Below are 20,826 nucleotides of genomic sequence, written 5' to 3'. Positions count from 1 at the left end.
ATACAATTATAACGTTTATTTTTCAGAAAAATGCGATAATTTGTCGGTGAACTTCTCGTTTTTCTCGATTAAATACGACAAAAGTCATGTGTTCTCCCATATTTTATGCGATGATAGGTAAAAAATGCCGCCGTTTTGAATTTGGATATTAATATGTGGTTCGTATAGCGTTCTTAGAGCTTCTTTCTCATTCCAATAAATAGCTGGTTTTTCGTCCATCGGTTCATAAAAATGGTTTAAAAGCATGAGATCACGGTTCATTCGTTGAACCGCATCATTTGCCCAATCATGCTCTTGTTGATTTATTTTGTCGACAACATATTGCTCGATTCGCTTTAATCCGCTCTTGGGTTTAATGATGGGCGACATTGTAAAACAGTAGTCAGGAATTTTAGGCGTGAGTGTGATCGTATTTAATTTTTGTTGGAAATCTTCTATAATCGTTCCACTTATTAAATGAAGGCCGAGTGAAAATAGCTCATCTTTCTTTTTATCACATATATAAGAGACGGTGAGGTTAACACCAATCCAAGGATGAAGCGGGAGATGTCCTTGTGTAATCTCGCATTGTTCGTATAACCGAATAAAGCCGCCAATCTTTTTAGCCGTTTGGAAGATTTGATGTAAGCGTGGTGAACCGAAATGAATTTTCTCTCCATTAATATGATTAGGTGTCATTTTCGAATTTGTAATAAATGAAAGTTTCATCGGCTGTGGGTCTCCACCTGTTTTCTCTAAATAGTGCCAATAAAAGGGGCGGTTCATTAACTCTTTGTCCATTTCAACCGTTAGTTGGACTGTAAAATACCCTGATCCTTCTTCTAAAACCGGACAATGATTAGCTTGAAAGAAACGTTTTAAATATTGTTTAATTTCCACTTGTTGCATACAAATGCTCCTTTGCAATGGACTAGCTTTTATCTAAACAAGGTAAAAAGACGTCGTATCTTTGGCTCTTAACTTTTATTTAGCTATAAGAAACTATATATGTGGATAACTGAAATCGGCTATTTCACTGATTTTAACTAAGCTGGACTCTGAACAAAGTCTTTGTTCTTTACGCATCTTGCTTCTTCATAGTAAACCCAAAATTAATGATGGAAGACAAATTCTCCATTTTAATTTTCATTTCACCTTCTGTCTGAGATTGAAAGATAATATCACGAACATGGTCTTCTATATTGGTGATTTCTAAATTTGTTAAAATGTCATCGAGTTCTCCAACAACTCGCTCAAAAAGGCGAATTTTTTCAAATAACAGTTTTAAAATATGTTCTTCAACCGTATTCTTTGTTGCCATATTGTAAATAAAGACGTCTCGTTCTTGTCCTAAGCGGTGGATCCGTCCTATTCGTTGTTCTAGTCTCATTGGATTCCATGGGAGGTCGTAATTGATAATATGGTTACAAAATTGAAGGTTAATACCTTCACCACCAGCTTCTGTTGCAATTAATACTTGTGCTTTTTGCTGAAACAGTTCCTTCATCCAATCTTTTTTTCCGCGTTTAAATCCGCCGCGAAAAGGAACGGAAGTAATGCCGTGTTGTTTTAAAAACCATTGCAAATAAAGTTGTGTTGCCCGATATTCTGTGAAAATAATGACTTTATCATCAATTTGTTGAATTAATTCCAGCGCTTTTTCTGCTTTTGAATTTTGTTCAACTTGATTGACAAGATCCATCAGTTCTTGAATAAACATTGGTGGTAATGCAAATTCTGCTTCTTGATCTTTTTCCGCCATTTTTTTTAAAGACATATAAACGGCTTCTCTGCTTGAACACGCCTCTTTCTGTAACGTTATAATGGAAAATGCGTTTTGGGCGTACGATGTTTCGTGGCGTAAGCGTGAAATGGCATCATATAACCTGCGTTCTGTTTCAGAAAATTCGATGAGAACACTTTGCACGTTACGTTTTGTCCAATGTATGCCCGTATCGGTTCTGCGATTACGAATCATGACTTTATTAATGAGTTCACGTAAATATTCGTCTTGCTCAACTTCACGATTTTTAGCGGAAAATACTTCTGTAAAGTATTGTTCGTTTCCTAAATGTCCAGGTTTTAATAGTGAGACAAGGTTAAAGATTTCTTCAATCCGATTTTGAACAGGAGTAGCTGTTAAGAGTAAGCAAAACTTTTTCTTCAAAGCTTGAACAAATTCATAGTTTTTCGTTTTTTTATTTTTTAATTTATGGGCTTCATCGATAATGACCATGTCATATTCTTGATTAAAAATAATGTCTCTATGTGGATTGCGTTTTGCTGTGTCAATAGACGAAACGACAACATCACATTGTTCCCAAACGTAGCTTTTTTTCTGCTCGATAGCAGGTATATAAAATTTTTCATTTAATTCTTTAACCCATTGGGAGACGAGAGAAGCGGGCACTAATATGAGCACTTTTTTAACAAGACGGCGAATCATGTATTCTTTTAAAATGAGCCCTGCTTCAATCGTTTTTCCAAGTCCGACTTCATCGGCTAAAATTGCCTTTCCATTCATTTGTTGCACAACTTTTTCTGCAACCTCCAATTGATGCGGCAGCGGTGTGAAATGTTCTAAATGCTTTGGTGCTTGTAGCCCTTCAAATGTAGGGATGGCAAGGTGCTTCGTTGCTTCACAAGCAAGTTTGTAAAGATCCCAATTTCCCCAAGGTCCATCTTCTTCTAATTTGGTTAAAAATTGTTCCTGCCAGTCTTGATCAATACGAATCTCAACATTCATTTATGACAGCCCTTTCAAAAACGGTAATAGAGTTTTTGATTGTTCATGTATAAGTTGAAAAATATCTTGAAAACAATTTGCAGATCAAATAAAATAAATAAAAACCGAACAATAGAATGGATTAACATTCTTTTGTTAAGGAAAAATGTCATTGCTCATTTCGTGAGAAGATGGTAGGATGATAATGAATAAGAAATTTAATAAAATGCTTAACTTTCTGTCATTCCGTTTCGTTTAATTGTCGAATTGTCATTTTCTTTTTATCATGACCACTTCTTAGAAAAATATGTGCGAATGAGAACAAGGGGAGAGACTCCAATCGAGGGGCGCCGAAGGAGCAAACGTAAAGTGAATCTCTCAGGCAAAAAGACTCTTGTTTGACGCAACTCTGGAGAGTGTTTGCTAGTAACAAACCACCAAAGGGGAAAACCTTCAATCATTAGAGGGTAAACTTTCAGGTGCCAGGACAGAGACCCATTTTCATGATGCCTAATCCTAGGTTTCGTGATAATTGTCTCTGCCCTGGTTTTCTTTTTTAAAAATTAGACGATAGTAAAGAAAGAAGCTTAAGTCGATTGGAGGAGAAAGAATGACCACTTTAAAACGTACACCTTTATTTGAAGTTTATGAATCATATGGGGCTAAAACGATTGACTTCGGAGGCTGGGAACTACCTGTTCAATTTTCTTCTATTAAAGAAGAACATGAAGCTGTTCGAACAAGAGCAGGATTATTTGATGTGTCTCATATGGGGGAAGTTGAAGTAAAAGGTTCTAATAGTTTAGCTTTTTTGCAAAAAGTATTAACGAATGATGTCTCGAAAGTAAAAGACGGTGGTGCGCAATATACAGCGATGTGTTATGAAAATGGCGGGACTGTTGATGATCTTCTCGTATATAAGAAAGGTGAAAATGACTATTTACTCGTCATCAATGCGTCTAATATTGAAAAAGACTATGATTGGCTCGTATCCCATCAATGTGGAGATGTATCCATCGTAAATATTTCAAGTGAAGTTGCGCAGCTTGCCTTGCAAGGGCCTTTAGCAGAAAAAGTTTTACAAACGTTAACAGATGTAAATTTAGCAGAAATTAAATTTTTTAAATTTAAAGACAACGTAGATATTGCTGGCGTGAAAGCACTTGTATCTCGAACGGGCTATACAGGGGAAGACGGCTTTGAAATTTATTGTCATAAAGATGATGCTGTAACGATTTGGAATGAAATTTTAGAAGCAGGGAAAGAAGACGGGGTAATTCCATGTGGATTAGGAGCGCGTGATACCCTTCGTTTTGAAGCGACCTTACCGCTTTATGGACAGGAATTATCAAAGGATATTACTCCGATAGAAGCTGGAATCGGGTTTGCCGTAAAAGTAGATAAAGAAGTGCCGTTCATCGGTCAGGATGTTTTAAAAGAGCAAAAAGAAAACGGTGCTCCTAGAAAACTCGTTGGAATTGAAATGATCGATAAAGGAATTCCTAGACACGGATATTCCGTTTTTGTTGGAGAAGAATTAGTAGGGGAAGTGACAACAGGAACACAGTCTCCAACTTTAAAGAAAAATGTTGGGTTAGCCGTTATAAAAAAAGAATTTACAGAACTTAATACAGAAGTTGAAGTGCAAGTTCGTAAAAAGCGATTAAAAGCGAAAATTGTTCCTACACCTTTTTATAAACGCCCAAGAAACTAAACGAAAGAGGGGTTACTTCGATGAAACATCGTTATTTACCAATGACTGAAGAAGATAAACAAGCCATGCTGCAAGCAATTGGTGTGAAAACGGTTGATGAGCTTTTTGAAGATATTCCCGAAAAAGTTCGCTTCCAAGGTGACTATCAAATTAAACAAGCGAAATCAGAAACAGAATTGATGAAAGAACTGTCTACACTTGCTGCGAAAAATAAAGATATGAAAACTTATGCGTCTTTTTTAGGGGCAGGGGTTTACGATCATTACATGCCAGTTATTGTCGATCATGTTATTTCGCGATCAGAATTTTATACAGCGTATACACCTTATCAGCCAGAAATTTCCCAAGGGGAGCTACAGGCGATTTTTGAATTCCAAACGATGATTTGTGAATTAACAGGGATGGATATTGCGAACTCGTCCATGTACGATGGGGGAACTTCTCTTGCTGAAGCGGCTATGTTAGCAGCCGGTCAGACGAAAAAGAAAAAGATCATCGTTTCAAAAGCTGTACACCCAGAATCACGAGCTGTTCTTTCAACATATGCGAAAGGACAATATATCGAAGTTATTGAGGCTCCTGTGAAAGATGGGGTAACAGATTTAGAGAAACTACAACAATTAATGACAGATGATGTAGCAGCTGTTATCGTCCAATATCCTAACTTTTTCGGACAAATTGAGCCATTACAACAAATTGAGCCGATTGCTCATACAGGAAAAAGTATGTTTATCGTTTCAGCGAATCCTCTCTCATTAGGTGTGTTAACACCTCCAGGGAAGCTTGGTGCTGATATCGTTGTTGGTGATGCACAGCCATTTGGAATTCCAGCGGCATTTGGCGGTCCTCATTGCGGATATTTTGCTGTAACGAAAAAATTAATGCGTAAAGTTCCTGGTCGTCTCGTTGGACAAACGGTTGATGAAGATGGACGTCGCGGATTCGTTCTTACATTACAAGCGCGTGAGCAACATATCCGTCGCGATAAAGCGACGTCAAATATTTGTTCAAACCAAGCGTTAAATGCTTTAGCAGCTTCCGTTGCAATGACAGCATTAGGTAAAAAAGGCGTGAAAGAGATGGCCATTCAAAATATCCAAAAAGCGAACTATGCTAGAAAAGTGTTGGCTAGTTATGGTGTTGAAATTGCCTATGAAGGTCCGATCTTTAATGAATTTGTCGTGCGCTTAAATAAGCCATTTGCAGAAGTGAACCAAGCGTTATTACAAAAAGGAATCATTGGTGGTTATCATTTAGGTCGCGACTTTTCTGAACTAGAAAATCATATGCTTGTCGCTGTAACAGAACTACGAACAAAAGAAGAAATCGACACATTCGCGAAAGAATTGGGGGATCATCATGCATAAAACAGATCAACCGTTAATTTTTGAATTAAGTAAACCAGGTCGCATAGGATATAGTTTACCAGAGTTAGATATACCGGAAGTATCGTTAGAGTCGCTAATTCCAGAAGAGTACCTTCGTCAAGAAGAGCCTGAACTGCCAGAAGTATCTGAGCTCGATATTATGCGGCACTATACCGCTTTATCCAATCGAAACCATGGGGTGGATTCTGGGTTTTATCCATTAGGGTCATGTACGATGAAATATAATCCGAAAATTAACGAAAACGTTGCTCGTATGCCAGGCTTTGCTCATATTCATCCTCTTCAAGATGATGAAACGGTTCAAGGTGCCATGGAGCTTATGTATGACTTACAAGAACACTTAAAAGAAATTACGGGGATGGATGAAGTCACACTTCAGCCTGCAGCTGGTGCTCACGGTGAATGGACTGGATTAATGATGATTCGTGCGTTCCATGAAGCAAATGGAGATATGAAGCGAACAAAAGTCATTGTACCAGATTCTGCTCATGGAACGAACCCTGCATCGGCAACAGTCGCTGGTTTTGACACAGTAACTGTGAAATCTGATGAAAATGGGTTAGTGGATTTAGAGGATTTAAAACGTGTTGTCGGTGAGGATACAGCTGCTCTTATGCTAACAAATCCAAATACACTTGGCTTATTTGAAGAATATATTTTAGAAATGGCTGAAATCGTCCATCAAGCAGGTGGAAAGCTTTATTACGATGGGGCGAACTTAAACGCTGTTTTAAGTAAAGCGCGTCCTGGAGATATGGGCTTTGATGTTGTCCATTTAAATCTTCATAAAACATTTACTGGTCCACATGGTGGTGGTGGTCCTGGTTCAGGCCCTGTCGGTGTGAAAGAAGATTTAATCCCATATTTACCTAAGCCGGTACTTGTGAAACGAGATGATCAATTTGTGTTTGATTATGATCGTCCGCAATCGATTGGACGTGTGAAGCCGTTCTATGGAAACTTCGGTATTAACGTTCGTGCCTATACGTATATTCGTACAATGGGACCAGATGGATTGAAGGCCGTTACGGAGTACGCAGTATTAAACGCGAACTACATGATGAGAAAGCTTGCTCCTTATTACGATTTACCGTTTGATCGTCATTGTAAACACGAATTTGTATTGTCAGGAAAACGTCAGAAGAAGCTAGGTGTACGTACATTAGATATCGCGAAACGTCTTTTAGATTTTGGCTACCACCCGCCAACAATCTACTTCCCGTTGAATGTTGAAGAGTGTATTATGATTGAGCCGACGGAAACAGAATCGAAGGAAACGCTAGATGCGTTCATCGATGCTATGATTCAAATTGCAAAAGAGGCGGAGGAAACACCTGAAGTTGTTCAAGAAGCCCCTCATACAACCGTCATTAAACGACTAGATGAGACGATGGCAGCACGTAAGCCGGTTTTACGATACGAAAAAAATGCATAAGAACAAAATCGCTGATGCGACTTTGTTCTTATGCAAGAGGTTAGAGATCGGAATAGTCGAAATCGGTGAATTAGCCGATTTCAATGATCTAAAAGTTGGGTCATCCCGATTACCGATAACTAAAAAAGCTGTAAAAGATAAATTCTTAGATCATATAAAAAACAGTTGCTTCGAGCGGGGAAGCAACTGTTTTTTTTGTGATAAAATGTAAGAGTGAAAACGTAACAATCAGCCTTTTAAACGCTTTTTATCTAGGCCTTTGTGTTAACTATTTACCACTCTTAATTTTTCCAGACCATTTCTTAAATCCACCCTTTAGGTTATAAATGTCCTTATACCCTTTACGTTTTAACATTTGAGCAGCACGGCCGCATCGAGCACTGTTTTGGCAGTATAAATAAACTGGTTTATCAGGGCGAATTTCTTTATAGCGTTGACGCATCTGAGATAATGGGATATTTCTTGCTCCTAAAATATGCCCGCCTTCAAATTCATTCGGTTCACGAACATCGATTAATTGTGCTTTTCTGTAGCCTGCTTTAAACTCTTCTTGTGATAATGTTTTCATAATGTTACGTTGATAAAGGTACGTAACGACGGAATAAACGATGATAGCACCAACAATGATAAGAATCCATTCCAAAGTTACTCGACTCCTTTTTAATTAGTTTTATGTTCATTTCTAGTATTCGAGCAGTGATCTCGTCATGTATAATCGTAAGAGAATTTGCTCGTAAAAACCGATTTAGTCACATGCAGTCTAAAGATAAAAAACCTTGTTAGTCGGGGGAATCATTCGCTAGAAAAGATGCAGATAGTCGGTGTAAAGAGAATAAATTCGACAAGTTCTATTATAATCAAGTCGAAAGAAAATGTCATTCCTTTTACAAAAATGAATGACTTGCATTCTCTTCTTGATTTGATAGACTTAATACGAGATAAAGTGACAAAGAGGTTTTAAATATGACAATAGAAGTATGGAATTTTATTGATTCAGGTTTTTGTTCACCAGCCTACAATATGGCGTTAGATGAAGCGTTATTAGAATGGCACAGTGAAGGGGAAATTGATCCAACGATTCGTTTTTATGGATGGAACCCGCCAACGTTATCGATTGGTTATTTTCAAAAAGCAGAAAAAGAAATTGATTTAGAAGCGGTGAAAAAAGCCGGCTTAGGGTTTGTTCGCCGTCCGACTGGCGGCCGCGGTGTGCTTCATGACCAGGAATTAACGTACAGTGTCATTGTATCGGAAGAGCATCCGAAAATGCCTAAGACCGTTACTGAAGCTTACAGAGTCATTTCTGAAGGCATTTTAGAAGGGTTCCGTGCGCTTGGGCTCGATGCTTATTTTGCGATTCCAAAAACAGAAGAAGAGAAACAGGGGTTAAAAAATCCGCGTTCTTCTGTTTGCTTTGATGCACCATCTTGGTATGAGCTAGTCGTAGAAGGCCGTAAAGTAGCAGGAAGTGCCCAAACGCGTCAAAAAGGAGTCATTTTACAACACGGCTCCATCTTGCTTGATTTAGATGAAGATTTGCTATTTAGCTTATTTAAGTACCCGAATGAACGTGTAAAAGAGAGACTGCAACGAAATTTTAAAAACAAAGCGGTTGCGATTAACGAAATTGCATCAAGCCATGTTTCGTTACAGCAGGCATGGGAAGCGTTTCAAAAAGGGTTTGAAAAAGGATTAGGTATTACCTTGAAACCATACACATTATCTGATGAACAAAATGCGTATGTTGAAAAAATTGCAAAAGAGAAATACAGTTCAGATAGTTGGAACTTCAGAAGATAAGCGGCACTTGTCGCTTATCGTTTTTTGTGTGCATAACGATTGTGTGAAAATTTTTTTAGCACGAATTCTTCTCGAGTGATTGGTAATAATAGGTCGATCCAATTTTAGCATTTAGCAAGTTTAGAATTTGTTGAAAATCATCGATTAAGATAATTTATTCTTATAAATTCTTCATTTTTCTTTGTTTTTTATTAAGTTGATCATTTGACTTTTAGGAAGAAGATGACCTAAAATAACAACATGTAGAGAGAACGTTTGTTCTTAGGTACTATATATTGAATTCGTTATCTAAATGTGATAAGTTAAAGCAATATGATAAATTTAATTAAGTAGTAAATAAGGGAGTTGTAGAAATGACAGTTGGGCTTAACGAGCAGATGAAGTTGGATGTTGACAAATTAAATCAAGATATTCGCTTATTTCCCCAAGTCCATCCAATTACAAACGATATGAAATTGACACATAAAGGGGTTTCCCGCCTTGTAATGTTAGACCGCTATGCATTTAAAGATACGGAAAAGTTGACCCTCTCAAAAGGGGATTTCGTTGTATTAACGATTAAAGAAGATCCAAAATTCCCAGCACGTGGCTTAGGTTACATTGTCGATATTGACTGGGAAAACAAAAAGGCGACAGTTCGAGTAGAAGAGGGATTTCGTCATACATTAAACAGTGAAGAAGAGGTTGAAACGGGCTTAGTAGTTCGGTCATTAGATGTTATTGAAAAACCGTTAGAAATCTTCTATGAGCAAATTGCGAAACGTAATGCAACTGGATTAGCAGCTGTCGAAGAGACGGAAGAGAAACGCAAAGAATGGTTTGAACATTTTTATCAAGAACTGATGAATTTGAACTTCATCCCAGCCGGCCGTGTTCTTTACGGTGCAGGAGCAGGAACGGAAGTAACCTACTTTAACTGTTATGTGATGCCATTTGTGAAAGACTCACGTGAAGGGATTTCCGAACATCGCAAACAAGTGATGGAAATTATGAGTCGAGGCGGCGGTGTAGGAACAAACGGTTCAACGTTACGCCCGCGCAACACATTAGCACGCGGTGTTAATGGTAAATCATCTGGGTCTGTATCATGGCTTGATGATATCGCCAAATTAACTCACCTTGTCGAGCAAGGTGGTTCGCGTAGAGGCGCGCAAATGATCATGTTAGCGGATTGGCACCCGGATATTATTGAATTCATTATCTCAAAAATGCAAAACCCTCGAATCCTTCGCTATTTAATCGAAAATACGAATGATGAAGGGATTAAAAAAGCAGCGGAAGATAAGCTGAAATTTAACCCACTCACAGAACAAGAACGCGACATGTATCAAGGGATTGTCAATTATAAAAACATTCCGGGTATGGGTGGTTTCTCTGAGAAGATTGTGAAAGAGGCTGAATTGAAGCTTCGTATCGGCGGAACGTACACGGTACACCATCCTGAGTTTTTAACAGGTGCTAACATTTCTGTTTGCTTAACGAAAGACTTTATGGAAGCTGTCGAAAAGGATGCAGAATATGAACTTCGTTTCCCAGATGTGGAAAGTTATGATGAAGAACTAATGAAAACGTACAACGAAAAATGGCATGAAGTTGGCGATGTAAGAGAATGGGAAAAGCTAGGCTATAAAGTACGTACGTATCGTAAAATAAAGGCACGCGAGCTTTGGAACTTAATTAATATATGCGCAACGTATTCAGCGGAGCCAGGAATATTCTTTATCGACAACGCAAACGACATGACGAATGCAAAAGCGTATGGTCAAAAAGTTGTCGCGACTAACCCGTGTGGAGAACAACCTCTTGCTCCATATTCCGTTTGTAATTTAGCTGCTGTAAACTTAGCTCAAATGGCGGATAAGAAAACGAAAACGGTAAATATGGAAAAACTAAAGAGAACAGTTGAAGTAGGTGTTAGAATGCAAGATAATGTTATTGATTCTACACCGTACTTCCTTGATGAGAATAAAAGACAAGCGCTTGGTGAACGCCGTGTTGGCTTAGGTGTTATGGGACTACACGACCTCCTTATTTATTGTGAAACAGAGTACGGCTCAAAAGAAGGAAACGAGCTCATTGATAAAGTGTTTGAAACGATTGCGACAGCTGCTTATCGAGCGTCAATCGAGTTAGCGAAAGAAAAAGGAAGCTTCCCATTCTTACAAGGAGAAACGGAAGAAGAAACAATGAAGCTTCGTGAAGCTTTTATTAACACAGGCTACATGAAAAAGATGCCTGAAGATATTCGTGAAGGAATTTTAAAATATGGAATTCGCAACTCTCATTTATTAACCGTCGCTCCAACAGGTAGTACAGGAACAATGGTCGGCGTATCAACAGGGCTTGAACCATATTTCTCCTTCTCCTATTTCAGAAGTGGCCGACTCGGTAAATTTATTGAAGTAAAGGCGGATATTGTTCAAGAATATTTACAAGAGAATCCAGAAGCTGATCCAAATCAATTGCCACATTGGTTCGTATCTGCGATGGAATTATCACCGGAAGCGCATGCTGATGTTCAATGTGTTATCCAACGTTGGATTGATAGTTCCATTAGTAAAACGGTAAATGCTCCTAAAGGATATACGGTTGAGCAAGTGGAAAAGGTATATGAGCGTTTATATAAAGGCGGAGCTAAAGGTGGTACGGTATACGTAGACGGAAGTCGTGATACACAAGTATTAACCTTAAAAGCGGAAGAAAACACGTTTGACGAACATCATGAAGAAGAAGCTGTAAAAGAAAATAGCAGTAAGGTTGTATTAATGAATACCGTACAAGATATTCGCTCTACAGATGTTACATTTGGAAATGAAGTAGGAAATATTTGTCCGGTTTGTCGAGAGGGTACCATTGAAGAAATCGGTGGATGTAACACATGTACGAAATGTGGTGCTCAATTGAAGTGTGGCCTATAATTTATTAAAGGACTGGGGGTTTCTTCAGTCCTTTAATAAACTTCTTAAAAAAATGCTCTACTCTAAAAGGTTGTTGTTTTTAAATAGGTTTCTTAAAGAAGTGCTGTTTTAAGGTTGGTTGGAGCGGAATCAACCAGTCCCCACTATTTGTAAAATAGCAACAAAGTTTGCGAAAGCAACCTAAAAAAACGGTTACATTGTTGGTTTAAATTACGTTTGTGTACCTTGATATTTCTAGGAAACTAGTGTAAACTTGTAATGATTTTGGAAAATGACAGAACGTTTCATTGCGAAGTTTGGAGGAAACTACATGCCAACACCAAGCATGGAAGATTATATTGAACAAATCTATTTATTAATTGAAGATAAAGGATATGCACGAGTATCAGATATCGCCGAAGCATTATCCGTCCATCCGTCATCTGTAACGAAAATGGTTCAAAAGTTAGACAAGGACGAATACTTAATATATGAAAAATATCGTGGGCTTGTTCTAACGTCAAAGGGAAAGAAAATTGGTAAACGGTTAGTCGATCGTCACGAACTGCTTGAACAATTTTTACGAATCATCGGTGTAGATGAAGATAAAATATATAACGATGTTGAAGGAATCGAACATCACTTAAGCTGGAATGCGATCGATCGGATAGGTGATTTAGTGCAATATTTTGAAGAAAATAAAGAACGGGTCGAAACATTACGTCAAGTTCAAAAAAATAGCGAAAATAATGAGTAAACAGTACACGAATGGGTGTGCTGTTTTTTTATGTTAACAGCGGAAAATATATCAAGAATGAAAAAGCATTTAAGGTAAATGGAGTCTTCGTTGTCAAGTTTAAGAATCCTTCGAGTAAAAAGGTGCAAGCGGGTCACTCATAAGGTTGCGTTCTTTTTTATGAACTTGCAGATTTCTTTCAAGGCACGGACGATTTTCATAACTTGCGGACTAATTGTCCAAACTTGCGCAAGTGTGAGCTCAATTTGCAGATACGCTTTTTTCTACACAAGAAAGGAAACTTGAAAAGTTTTTTTCATTCACATCCATTTTGTTCGAACAATTTTCATATTATTATACGAACATTTCATATTTTTTTAAAAATGTACGAAAATAGAGGGGGAGGCGCATGTACATCGATGGTGTGTTTTCTGGTGGAGGGATCAAAGGATTTGCCTTGATTGGATCCTATCAAGTTATTGAAGAGAGTGGATATCAATTTGTAAGGGTAGCTGGAACGAGTGCGGGTTCCATATTAGCTGCCTTTATCGCTGCAGGCTATAAAAGTGATGAAGTGCTGGAAATGATGGAAGATGTCGATTTAAAAATGTTTTTGGATGAAAGAACTTCCTTCATTCCGATAAAATTAATGAAATGGTTTCAACTCTATTGGAAAATGGGATTATATAAAGGACAAAATTTAGAAGAATGGTTGGATGCCCGATTAAAAGAGAAGGGAGTGACGACGTTTGGTGATTTAAAACCAGAGGCATTACGTGTTATCGCCTCTGATTTAACGAATGGCAGACTTATCGTTTTACCAGATGATTTAGCTTCATATGGCATTCATCCAAACAATTTTTCTGTGGCTCGAGCGGTGAGGATGAGCTGCAGTATTCCTTACTTTTTTGAACCTGTTCGATTAAAAGGGAAAAATGGTATTAGTATCATCGTTGATGGAGGGGTTTTAAGCAACTTTCCTATTTGGTTATTTGATCAAGAACGAAAAAAGCGGCCTGTTCTTGGCGTTAAGCTAAGTGCTAACGCAGAAAACAGACCGAAAAATGAGATTGATAATGCATTTGAAATGTTTGGAGCATTATTTGAGACGATGAAAGATGCGCATGACGCTCGACATATTGCCTCTAGACACCGGCGAAACATTATCTTCATACCGGTTGAACATGCGTTATCTACTGAATTTAATCTTACCGAAAAAAAGAAAGATGAACTAATTCAATTAGGGAGAAACAAAACCGAGCAATTTTTTAAAAGATGGTCCTATTAGTTCGGCTAGAAAAGTGCCCGATTTTTCTTTTTACTTTTCTTCCCTTCAATAACGGTTAAATGTGTGTGATCTCGTTTTCGTTTCGGTAAATGTGTCCTTGGCTGTTTCTTTGCCTTTTTAAGCTGGCTTACAGTGGCTTGAGATTTATATTTACGTTTGGACTTTTTCGCTGCCTTTAAATAGGCAGAATATTCATTATTTGAACGACTTCTCATAACCGCTCGATAGATGAAATAAATGACCCCAATCACAACGGCCCAAATAAATAATTGACTAATTAACTCTCCAGGATTGACAAATAATTTGTATCCAAAACCGAATAGAGCTAGACCGATAATCATATAGAATAATGGTTGAAGACGATTACGGCTCATAAAGTCCACCTCCCGCTAATCGTTTTTACAATAGTTTATTACGTGAAAACCAATAAGTTGCGGTTTCTACACAATCTCTTCAGCCTTTTCTGCTTTTTTTTCTAATTGCAATAGTCTTTGAAAGCTAGCAATGGCGACTTCCACTTGATCATTTGTCGGTTCTTTTGTTGTTAATAGTTGTAACCATAGTCCTGGGTACCCTAACACTTTTAGTCCCGGGACTTCTCTTACTTTATTCGTTAACTGAAGAACTTCAAATGAAACACCAAGTACAACGGGTATAAGTAGTATTCGATTCACAACTCTTAACCAAAGAGGATCAGTCGGAACGAGCATATAAATGAAAACACCGACGATAACGGTAAATAAAATAAAGCTCGAACCACAACGATAATGGAGCCTTGACGACTTTTGTACATTTTCAACGGTTAACGGTAAATTATGTTCATACGCGTTAATCACTTTGTGCTCAGCACCGTGGTATTGAAAAACACGTTTGATTAAAGGTGTAAAAGAGATTGCGTATATATAAGTTAATAAAAGTAAAAGTTTAAAAAAGCCTTCTAGCAAAATTTGACCGAAGTCATGTTGGACAAACGGGCGAAATAGTTCGGCGAGAAATACTGGAATAAGCGTAAAAATAAACTTTCCGAAAATAAAAGACAGAACACCAATGGTAGCTACACCTAGCCACATCGTTAATTTAGAGGTTTGTTCTTGTTTCATTTGATCGTCATCTTCTGGGGCGACTTCATAGCGTTCGGAAGAAAAGTTTAAATGCTTAGAACCATTTGCACTTGCTTCAATAATTGCGACAATCCCTCGAACAAAAGGAATCTTCTTTAATGTTACTAATGTTTTATTTTGTACTCTAGGAACGTGGAAGTAATCGATGGATTGATCATTACGGCGAATTGCCGTTACATAATGATGTTTTCCACCGAACATAACTCCTTCTATGACGGCTTGCCCGCCATATGTTGCTTTTTTCTCTGTCGTCATGTACATCAACCTGCCTACTCGAACCATACACGGTTCCCTTATTTATATATATTTATTCTACAAAAAAGCATATAAAACCTCTAGGCTGATGTGTCTTTATTTATCTATTTTTGTCAAATTTGCTTATTACTTAGTTTTACCCAAAATTCACCATTTTAATCGTAAGTGTTTGTGATAGTTAAAACAAATTTTCGTAGAATAATCTTTTTCAATTCATTGGACATAATAAAATTGGGAGGTGTTTTTAGAAATGACAGATCAACATGATGTACAACAAACGAGAGATGATGCGAAAGAAAATGATCAATTTGAACAAAACAAGCGTGAACAACCGATGTCGTTTCTAGCAAAAGTGATATTGACAGGATTTATTGGCGGAACTTTATGGAGTGCGATTGGGTATTTTGCCTATTTTTTTCATTTTACGACCATTAGTCCTAATCTTGCATTAACACCTTTGGCCGTTGGTGATTGGAAGTATGAAACAATAGGAAATGTTATGGGGATATTTGTAAACGGGTTCATTGCCATTTTTGTTGCTTTATTATATTTTGCTTTTTTAAAAAATATTAAGTCAATGTGGGCAGGAATTCTATACGGAATTGTTCTATGGGCGATCGTCTTTTATTTACTATCACCAATCTTTCCACATTTAGATCCTGTCGTCGAGTTGGATACGAACACGAATATTACAAATATTTGTCTTTTTGTTCTATTTGGTGTATTCGTCGGTTACTCGATTTCCTTTGAACAAAATGAGTTAGCGGAAGGAAGTTAATAAGGATGTCTAGAACGAACTTGATATGGTAGAATGTTCTTTGACTGAACATTCTTTTTTTTATATAAAAGAATGAAATTAGCGTCCAACTTTCTAAGTGCTGAACGGGAAAGGTGAATGAAAATGAGAAAAATACTCGTATTAAATGGACCGAATTTAAATCGCCTTGGTATTAGGGAACCGAATGTTTATGGGTCTAATACGTTAAAAGATTTAGAGGAACAATTAAGCGAATTTGGGAAAGGTAAACAAATACAATTGTCGTTTCTTCAATCCAATCATGAAGGGAAATTGATTGATGTGATTCATGATGCGGACGAACAGTTTGATGGTATTATCATAAATCCAGGTGCCTTTACTCATTACAGTTATGCGATTCGAGATGCTATTGCAAGTATCTCCATTCCTGTTGTTGAAGTACATATTTCGAATGTTCATAATCGAGAATCGTTTCGTCAACATTCCGTAACAGCACCTGTCACAATCGGTCAAGTTGTTGGTTTTGGCTTATTTGGATATCAATTAGCAACAGAGGCATTAATTCATTATCTAGGAGGGGATGTACAATGAAATTATTGAAAATGAGAGAGCGTTTACAAGAATTAGGTGTAGATGGGATGATCATTACAAACCCATATAACCGACGGTATTTAACAGGGTTTACGGGGACCGCCGGTGTTGTTTTAATATCAAATGAGGATGCATCTTTTATTACCGATTTTCGTTATGTTAAACAAGCAGAGGATCAAGTAAAGGAATTTCGTCTTGTAGAGCATAAAGGAACAATTGTTGAAGAAGTGGCAGTACAAGCGAAGAAAATGGGAATCAAAAAGCTTGGATTTGAAGAGCAAAACGTATCATTTGCTACATACAAAACGTATCGTGAACAACTGAATGACATTGAACTCGTGCCGGTTTCGGGTGCAGTAGAAAAGTTACGCTTGATTAAGACTAATGAAGAGATTAAGATATTAAAGGAAGCTTGTGAAATAGCAGATGCGGCTTTTTCTCACATTATTCAATTTATTAAGCCAGGAATGAAAGAAATCGAAGTTGCAAACGAATTAGAGTTTTTTATGCGGAAAAACGGTGCAGCTTCGTCTTCTTTTGATATGATTGTTGCATCAGGATATCGTTCTGCATTACCCCACGGTGTAGCAAGTGAAAAAGTCATCGAAAATGGAGAGCTTGTTACATTAGATTTTGGGGCATATTATAAAGGATATTGCTCAGATATTACACGGACGATTGCTGTAGGTGATCCTGGGGAAGAAATGAAAGAAATATACGACATCGTTCTTGAAGCGCAATTACGCGGCATGAATGGAATCAAGCCCGGAATAACAGGTCGCCAAGCAGATGCTCTCACAAGAGATTACATAAAAGAGAAAGGTTTTGGAGACTATTTTGGACATTCAACTGGACATGGGCTCGGAATGGAAGTTCATGAAGGTCCAGCTCTTTCCTTCCGTTCTGACACACCGTTAAAAGAAGGAATGGTAGTCACAGTGGAACCAGGAATATACCTTCCGGGTAAAGGTGGAGTCCGGATTGAAGATGATACGGTCATTACCTCTTCAGGTAATGAGTCTCTTACACATGCAACAAAAGAACTGTTGATTTTATAATGATGCTTTTAACATTCCTTTCGTAACAGATATTAGCATTGAAAGCTTCCAGCTAAGAAATTTCATTAATAGGAGGACATAACATGATTTCAGTTAACGATTTTCGTACTGGTTTAACGATTGAAGTGGATGGAGGCATTTGGCGTGTTCTTGATTTCCAACACGTTAAGCCTGGTAAAGGTGCCGCTTTTGTACGTTCAAAATTACGTAATTTACGTACAGGTGCCATTCAAGAAAAAACATTCCGTGCGGGTGAAAAAGTAGGACGTGCCCAAATCGATACAAGAAAAATGCAATATTTATATGCAAATGGTGATCAACACGTTTTTATGGATACAGAGTCGTATGAGCAAATTGAGCTTAATGCATCTCAGCTTGAGCATGAGCTGAAGTTTTTAAAAGAGAATATGGAAGTTCATATCATGATGTACCAAGGTGAAACACTTGGTGTTGAATTACCAAATACGGTTGAACTTACTGTTACCGAAACAGAACCTGGTATTAAAGGAGATACAGCTTCTGGTGGAACGAAGCCAGCAACTGTTGAAACAGGTCTTGTTGTTCAAGTTCCTTTCTTCGTCAATGAAGGAGACGTATTAATTATTAATACGACAGACGGTTCTTACGTATCACGTGCATAATGCATCTTTGTTTAAAGTGAGGCTGTCTAAAAAGTCCATATTAGGATAAAATACTGCAAAATTAAGACCGAAAGAATGCTGAAACATCAGTACTCTTTCGGTCTACTTTTTTGATTTCGGGGCGTAAATACCACTTTTCGGACAGCCCTACACGTCCTCTATTGAAAAAGAAACTTCCCTAATCATATGGCATGCTACGCATTTTTCGTTTCTTTCTCATATGTTGAAAAATATAAATCGGTAAAACGATATAAATGCCAATCCCAACTATCCATTGAAGCCCCTCATATATGTAAATGAGCAAAGGTTCCACCCCCATACATTCATTATACTTAAAGTGTCAGAAAATTCAATATATATCAATGTACATGTTTGGTTATATAACGTCATACAGTTTATTAGAGATGACAAGCAAGGAGGAGCTACATGAAGCGATTTGACCCTATTGTCCTTTCAATGGCTGGTGTTCGTTTAATTTCCTCTTTAATCGAATTTACAGCCGCTATGCTGATGATTTTAACAAACGATTTAAAAAAAGCGATTGCAATCAACTCGATATTAGCCATTGTGGGTCCAGTTATTTTTATTGTAACAATGACAATCGGTGTGTACCATATTGCAAATGAATTATCGTATTCCAAACTTATTTTTATTACATTAGGTGTTTGTTTTATTTTGTACGGTATATTCAAATAACGAGTAGTCATATTGTGTCCAAGCTAGCATACATTGAAAGTAAAGAATTAGGAAAAGGGGGATGGCGTTGCGAGAATTACTAACCTTTTTACCAGATGGTTTGAAAGAGGAATTGAATGTAATTCCACCCCCTTTATTACAAGAAATCGAAGAAGTTCGTATTCGCGTTTTAAAACCAGTTGAGGTGATTGCAAGAGGAAGACCAAAATTTTTGCGATACAGAGCAACGCTAGAAGACAGTGTCACGATTTTAAATAAAATTAGTCAATATTCCATTTATGCGTTAGAAGAAGAGCTGAAGCGTGGTTATATTACCGTTAGCGGTGGTCATAGAATTGGATTAGCTGGAAAGGTCGTTACGGAACATGGAGCGGTTAAGGCTATTCGTCACGTTACGTCTTTTAATATTCGTGTTGCAAAGGAGAAAGTTGGGATAAGTAACCCATTTGTTCCGTATGTGTATGGAGGCAAATGGTTAAATACGCTTATATTTGGGCCACCGCAAACGGGGAAAACAACATTATTACGAGATTTTGCTCGACTAATAAGCTCAGGAACCGATCGAATTAAACCAGCGAAAGTTGGAATTGTCGATGAGCGATCCGAGATTGCTGGTAGTGTTAAAGGCATTCCGCAGCATCAATTTGGCATTCGTGTAGATGTGCTAGATGCTTGTCCGAAAGCTGAAGGAATGATGATGCTCATAAGGTCGATGAGCCCGGATGTCATTATTGCTGATGAAATTGGTAGAAAAGAAGATACAGACGCACTATTTGAAGCGATCAATTCAGGTGTACAACTATTTGTTTCGGCACATGGGGAAAGTTTTGAAGATTTATTGTTACGTCCTACAGTTCGAGAAATAATTCAAGCGGGCATATTTGACCGATATATTTTGCTATCGAGAAGACAAGACGTGCCTGGGAATGTTGAAAAAATCATGGATCGAAAAGGGAAGGAAGTCCCGATAAAAGCGAGAGTGACTCCAACATGATAAAACTGATAGGTGCTCTATTTATATTACTTGCGACGACATGGACAGGGTTTGAAGCATCGAAGCATTTACGGGAACGTTCGAAACAACTCCGGCAACTAAAAGTAGCTTTGTCTGCACTTGAGGCGGAAATCATGTACGGGCATACGCCATTAAACGATGCTTCAATGCATTTAGCTAAGCAAATGACGAAACCGCTGTCTTGGTTATTTGAATCTTTTTCTCAAAAATTAAAAGAAGGAAAATTAAGTGTGAAGGATGCGTGGGAAGAAAGCTTAGTTGAAATTTGGCGGTATACAGCGTTAAAACAAGGAGAATTAGAAGTATTAAAACAGTTTGGTGAGACGCTTGGACAACATGATTTACTTTCCCAACAAAAACATATTCAATTAGCCCTTCTCCATTTAGAAAGGGAAGAAGATGAAGCGATTGATACGCAAAAAAGGTATGAAAAAATGGTGAAAAGTCTAGGGGTATTATCTGGTTTACTAATTATTATTTTATTGATGTAACGAGTAGGCTAGGAGGCGTACAAAAGATGGGTGTTGATGTAAATACAATCTTTCAAATTGCTGGAATTGGAATTGTTGTGGCCTTTCTTCATACCATTTTAGATCAAATGGGAAAGAAGGAGTATGCACAATGGGTAACACTATTGGGGTTTATATATATTTTGTTTATGGTGGCAACCATTGTGGATGACTTGTTTCAAAAAATTAAATCTGTCTTTCTTTTCCAAGGGTAAAGGAGG

21 protein-coding genes and 1 riboswitch are annotated in these 20,826 nt (G+C 37.7%); of the genes, 15 read left to right on the top strand and 6 right to left on the bottom strand.

Annotation, left to right across the window (positions count from 1 at the left end):
- Positions 1-84: 84 nt before the first annotated feature.
- Both MLD65_RS02310 and MLD65_RS02305 read right to left on the bottom strand, forming a co-directional pair.
- A complete protein-coding gene (locus tag MLD65_RS02310) occupies positions 85-888 on the bottom strand; it encodes a YqhG family protein (RefSeq protein ID WP_243290225.1) in 804 nt (267 codons plus the stop codon).
- 169 nt (positions 889-1,057) lie between these two features.
- Complete coding sequence (locus MLD65_RS02305; RefSeq protein WP_243290224.1) at positions 1,058-2,725, bottom strand: DEAD/DEAH box helicase; 1,668 nt, start codon at positions 2,723-2,725, stop codon at positions 1,058-1,060.
- 294 nt (positions 2,726-3,019) lie between these two features.
- Positions 3,020-3,108, top strand: a riboswitch (glycine riboswitch).
- A gap of 206 nt (positions 3,109-3,314) precedes the next feature.
- On the opposite strand from MLD65_RS02305, the gene gcvT reads away from it, so the two are divergent.
- Genes gcvT through gcvPB form a run of 3 tightly spaced genes read left to right on the top strand, consistent with a single transcriptional unit; the run spans position 3,315 to position 7,241 of the window.
- Positions 3,315-4,418: a glycine cleavage system aminomethyltransferase GcvT gene (gene gcvT, locus MLD65_RS02300; RefSeq protein ID WP_243290223.1), complete on the top strand. Its 1,104-nt coding sequence runs from the start codon at positions 3,315-3,317 to the stop codon at positions 4,416-4,418.
- Between the two features lie 20 nt (positions 4,419-4,438).
- Positions 4,439-5,785 (top strand): aminomethyl-transferring glycine dehydrogenase subunit GcvPA, encoded by a 1,347-nt coding sequence (gene gcvPA, locus MLD65_RS02295; protein ID WP_243290222.1) that lies wholly within the window; start codon positions 4,439-4,441, stop codon positions 5,783-5,785.
- The gene (gene gcvPB, locus MLD65_RS02290; protein WP_243290221.1) at positions 5,778-7,241 is read left to right on the top strand and encodes an aminomethyl-transferring glycine dehydrogenase subunit GcvPB; all 1,464 of its coding nucleotides are present in this window, start codon (positions 5,778-5,780) and stop codon (positions 7,239-7,241) included. Before gcvPA ends, gcvPB begins: the two co-directional genes overlap by 8 nt.
- 268 nt (positions 7,242-7,509) lie before the next feature.
- On the opposite strand, the gene MLD65_RS02285 is transcribed toward gcvPB, so the two are convergent.
- Positions 7,510-7,884 carry a rhodanese-like domain-containing protein gene (locus tag MLD65_RS02285; RefSeq protein WP_243290220.1) on the bottom strand — a complete coding sequence of 125 codons (375 nt, stop codon included), beginning with the start codon at positions 7,882-7,884 and terminating at the stop codon, positions 7,510-7,512.
- 320 nt (positions 7,885-8,204) lie between these two features.
- On the opposite strand from MLD65_RS02285, the gene MLD65_RS02280 reads away from it, so the two are divergent.
- The 4 genes from MLD65_RS02280 to MLD65_RS02265 all read left to right on the top strand — a co-directional run bounded on the left by MLD65_RS02280 (position 8,205) and on the right by MLD65_RS02265 (position 13,962).
- Positions 8,205-9,041, top strand: a complete 837-nt coding sequence (locus tag MLD65_RS02280) for a lipoate--protein ligase family protein (RefSeq protein WP_243290219.1) — start codon at positions 8,205-8,207, stop codon at positions 9,039-9,041.
- A 353-nt stretch (positions 9,042-9,394) separates the two neighbouring features.
- Entirely contained in the window at positions 9,395-11,959 is a 2,565-nt protein-coding gene (locus MLD65_RS02275; RefSeq protein ID WP_243290218.1) for a vitamin B12-dependent ribonucleotide reductase, read from the top strand.
- Positions 11,960-12,269: 310 nt separating this feature from the next.
- A complete protein-coding gene (gene mntR, locus MLD65_RS02270) occupies positions 12,270-12,695 on the top strand; it encodes a transcriptional regulator MntR (protein WP_243290217.1) in 426 nt (141 codons plus the stop codon).
- A gap of 388 nt (positions 12,696-13,083) precedes the next feature.
- Positions 13,084-13,962 carry a patatin-like phospholipase family protein gene (locus MLD65_RS02265; protein ID WP_243290216.1) on the top strand — a complete coding sequence of 293 codons (879 nt, stop codon included), beginning with the start codon at positions 13,084-13,086 and terminating at the stop codon, positions 13,960-13,962.
- A gap of 5 nt (positions 13,963-13,967) precedes the next feature.
- Here the strand turns inward: MLD65_RS02265 and MLD65_RS02260 are convergent, their stop codons facing one another.
- Positions 13,968-14,336, bottom strand: coding sequence for an SA1362 family protein (locus tag MLD65_RS02260; protein ID WP_243290215.1), 369 nt, complete (start codon positions 14,334-14,336; stop codon positions 13,968-13,970).
- Positions 14,337-14,402: 66 nt separating this feature from the next.
- On the bottom strand, positions 14,403-15,338 hold the full coding sequence (locus MLD65_RS02255) for a DUF1385 domain-containing protein (protein WP_243290268.1): 936 nt from the start codon (positions 15,336-15,338) through the stop codon (positions 14,403-14,405).
- Between the two features lie 250 nt (positions 15,339-15,588).
- Here MLD65_RS02255 and MLD65_RS02250 point away from each other — a divergent pair, with 250 nt between their 5' ends.
- From MLD65_RS02250 to efp, 4 genes are all read left to right on the top strand, one after another.
- A complete protein-coding gene (locus MLD65_RS02250; protein WP_243290214.1) occupies positions 15,589-16,116 on the top strand; it encodes a YqhR family membrane protein in 528 nt (175 codons plus the stop codon).
- Positions 16,117-16,239: 123 nt separating this feature from the next.
- The gene (aroQ, locus tag MLD65_RS02245) at positions 16,240-16,686 is read left to right on the top strand and encodes a type II 3-dehydroquinate dehydratase (RefSeq protein WP_243290213.1); all 447 of its coding nucleotides are present in this window, start codon (positions 16,240-16,242) and stop codon (positions 16,684-16,686) included.
- On the top strand, positions 16,683-17,744 hold the full coding sequence (locus MLD65_RS02240; RefSeq protein WP_243290212.1) for a M24 family metallopeptidase: 1,062 nt from the start codon (positions 16,683-16,685) through the stop codon (positions 17,742-17,744). The genes aroQ and MLD65_RS02240 overlap by 4 nt, the downstream gene beginning before the upstream one ends.
- A gap of 83 nt (positions 17,745-17,827) precedes the next feature.
- Complete coding sequence (gene efp / locus MLD65_RS02235) at positions 17,828-18,385, top strand: elongation factor P (RefSeq protein ID WP_243290211.1); 558 nt, start codon at positions 17,828-17,830, stop codon at positions 18,383-18,385.
- A gap of 178 nt (positions 18,386-18,563) precedes the next feature.
- Here the strand turns inward: efp and MLD65_RS18055 are convergent, their stop codons facing one another.
- The gene (locus MLD65_RS18055; RefSeq protein WP_279325926.1) at positions 18,564-18,689 is read right to left on the bottom strand and encodes a hypothetical protein; all 126 of its coding nucleotides are present in this window, start codon (positions 18,687-18,689) and stop codon (positions 18,564-18,566) included.
- A gap of 122 nt (positions 18,690-18,811) precedes the next feature.
- On the opposite strand from MLD65_RS18055, the gene MLD65_RS02230 reads away from it, so the two are divergent.
- The 4 genes from MLD65_RS02230 to spoIIIAC all read left to right on the top strand — a co-directional run bounded on the left by MLD65_RS02230 (position 18,812) and on the right by spoIIIAC (position 20,820).
- Positions 18,812-19,081 (top strand): YqhV family protein, encoded by a 270-nt coding sequence (locus MLD65_RS02230; protein ID WP_243290210.1) that lies wholly within the window; start codon positions 18,812-18,814, stop codon positions 19,079-19,081.
- Between the two features lie 67 nt (positions 19,082-19,148).
- Positions 19,149-20,075, top strand: coding sequence for a stage III sporulation protein AA (gene spoIIIAA, locus MLD65_RS02225; RefSeq protein WP_481748483.1), 927 nt, complete (start codon positions 19,149-19,151; stop codon positions 20,073-20,075).
- Positions 20,072-20,587, top strand: coding sequence for a stage III sporulation protein SpoIIIAB (gene spoIIIAB / locus MLD65_RS02220; protein WP_243290208.1), 516 nt, complete (start codon positions 20,072-20,074; stop codon positions 20,585-20,587). Before spoIIIAA ends, spoIIIAB begins: the two co-directional genes overlap by 4 nt.
- Before the next feature lie 26 nt (positions 20,588-20,613).
- On the top strand, positions 20,614-20,820 hold the full coding sequence (spoIIIAC, locus tag MLD65_RS02215; RefSeq protein WP_243290207.1) for a stage III sporulation protein AC: 207 nt from the start codon (positions 20,614-20,616) through the stop codon (positions 20,818-20,820).
- The last annotated feature ends 6 nt before the right edge of the window (positions 20,821-20,826 follow it).

It is taken from the genome of Bacillus sp. FJAT-47783 (assembly GCF_022808615.1).
In the GTDB taxonomy this organism is placed as follows: Bacteria; Bacillota; Bacilli; order Bacillales; family Aeribacillaceae; genus Bacillus_BZ.
The sequence above is the reverse complement of the archived record's forward strand: the minus strand, read 5'-3'. Positions and strand labels throughout refer to the sequence as shown.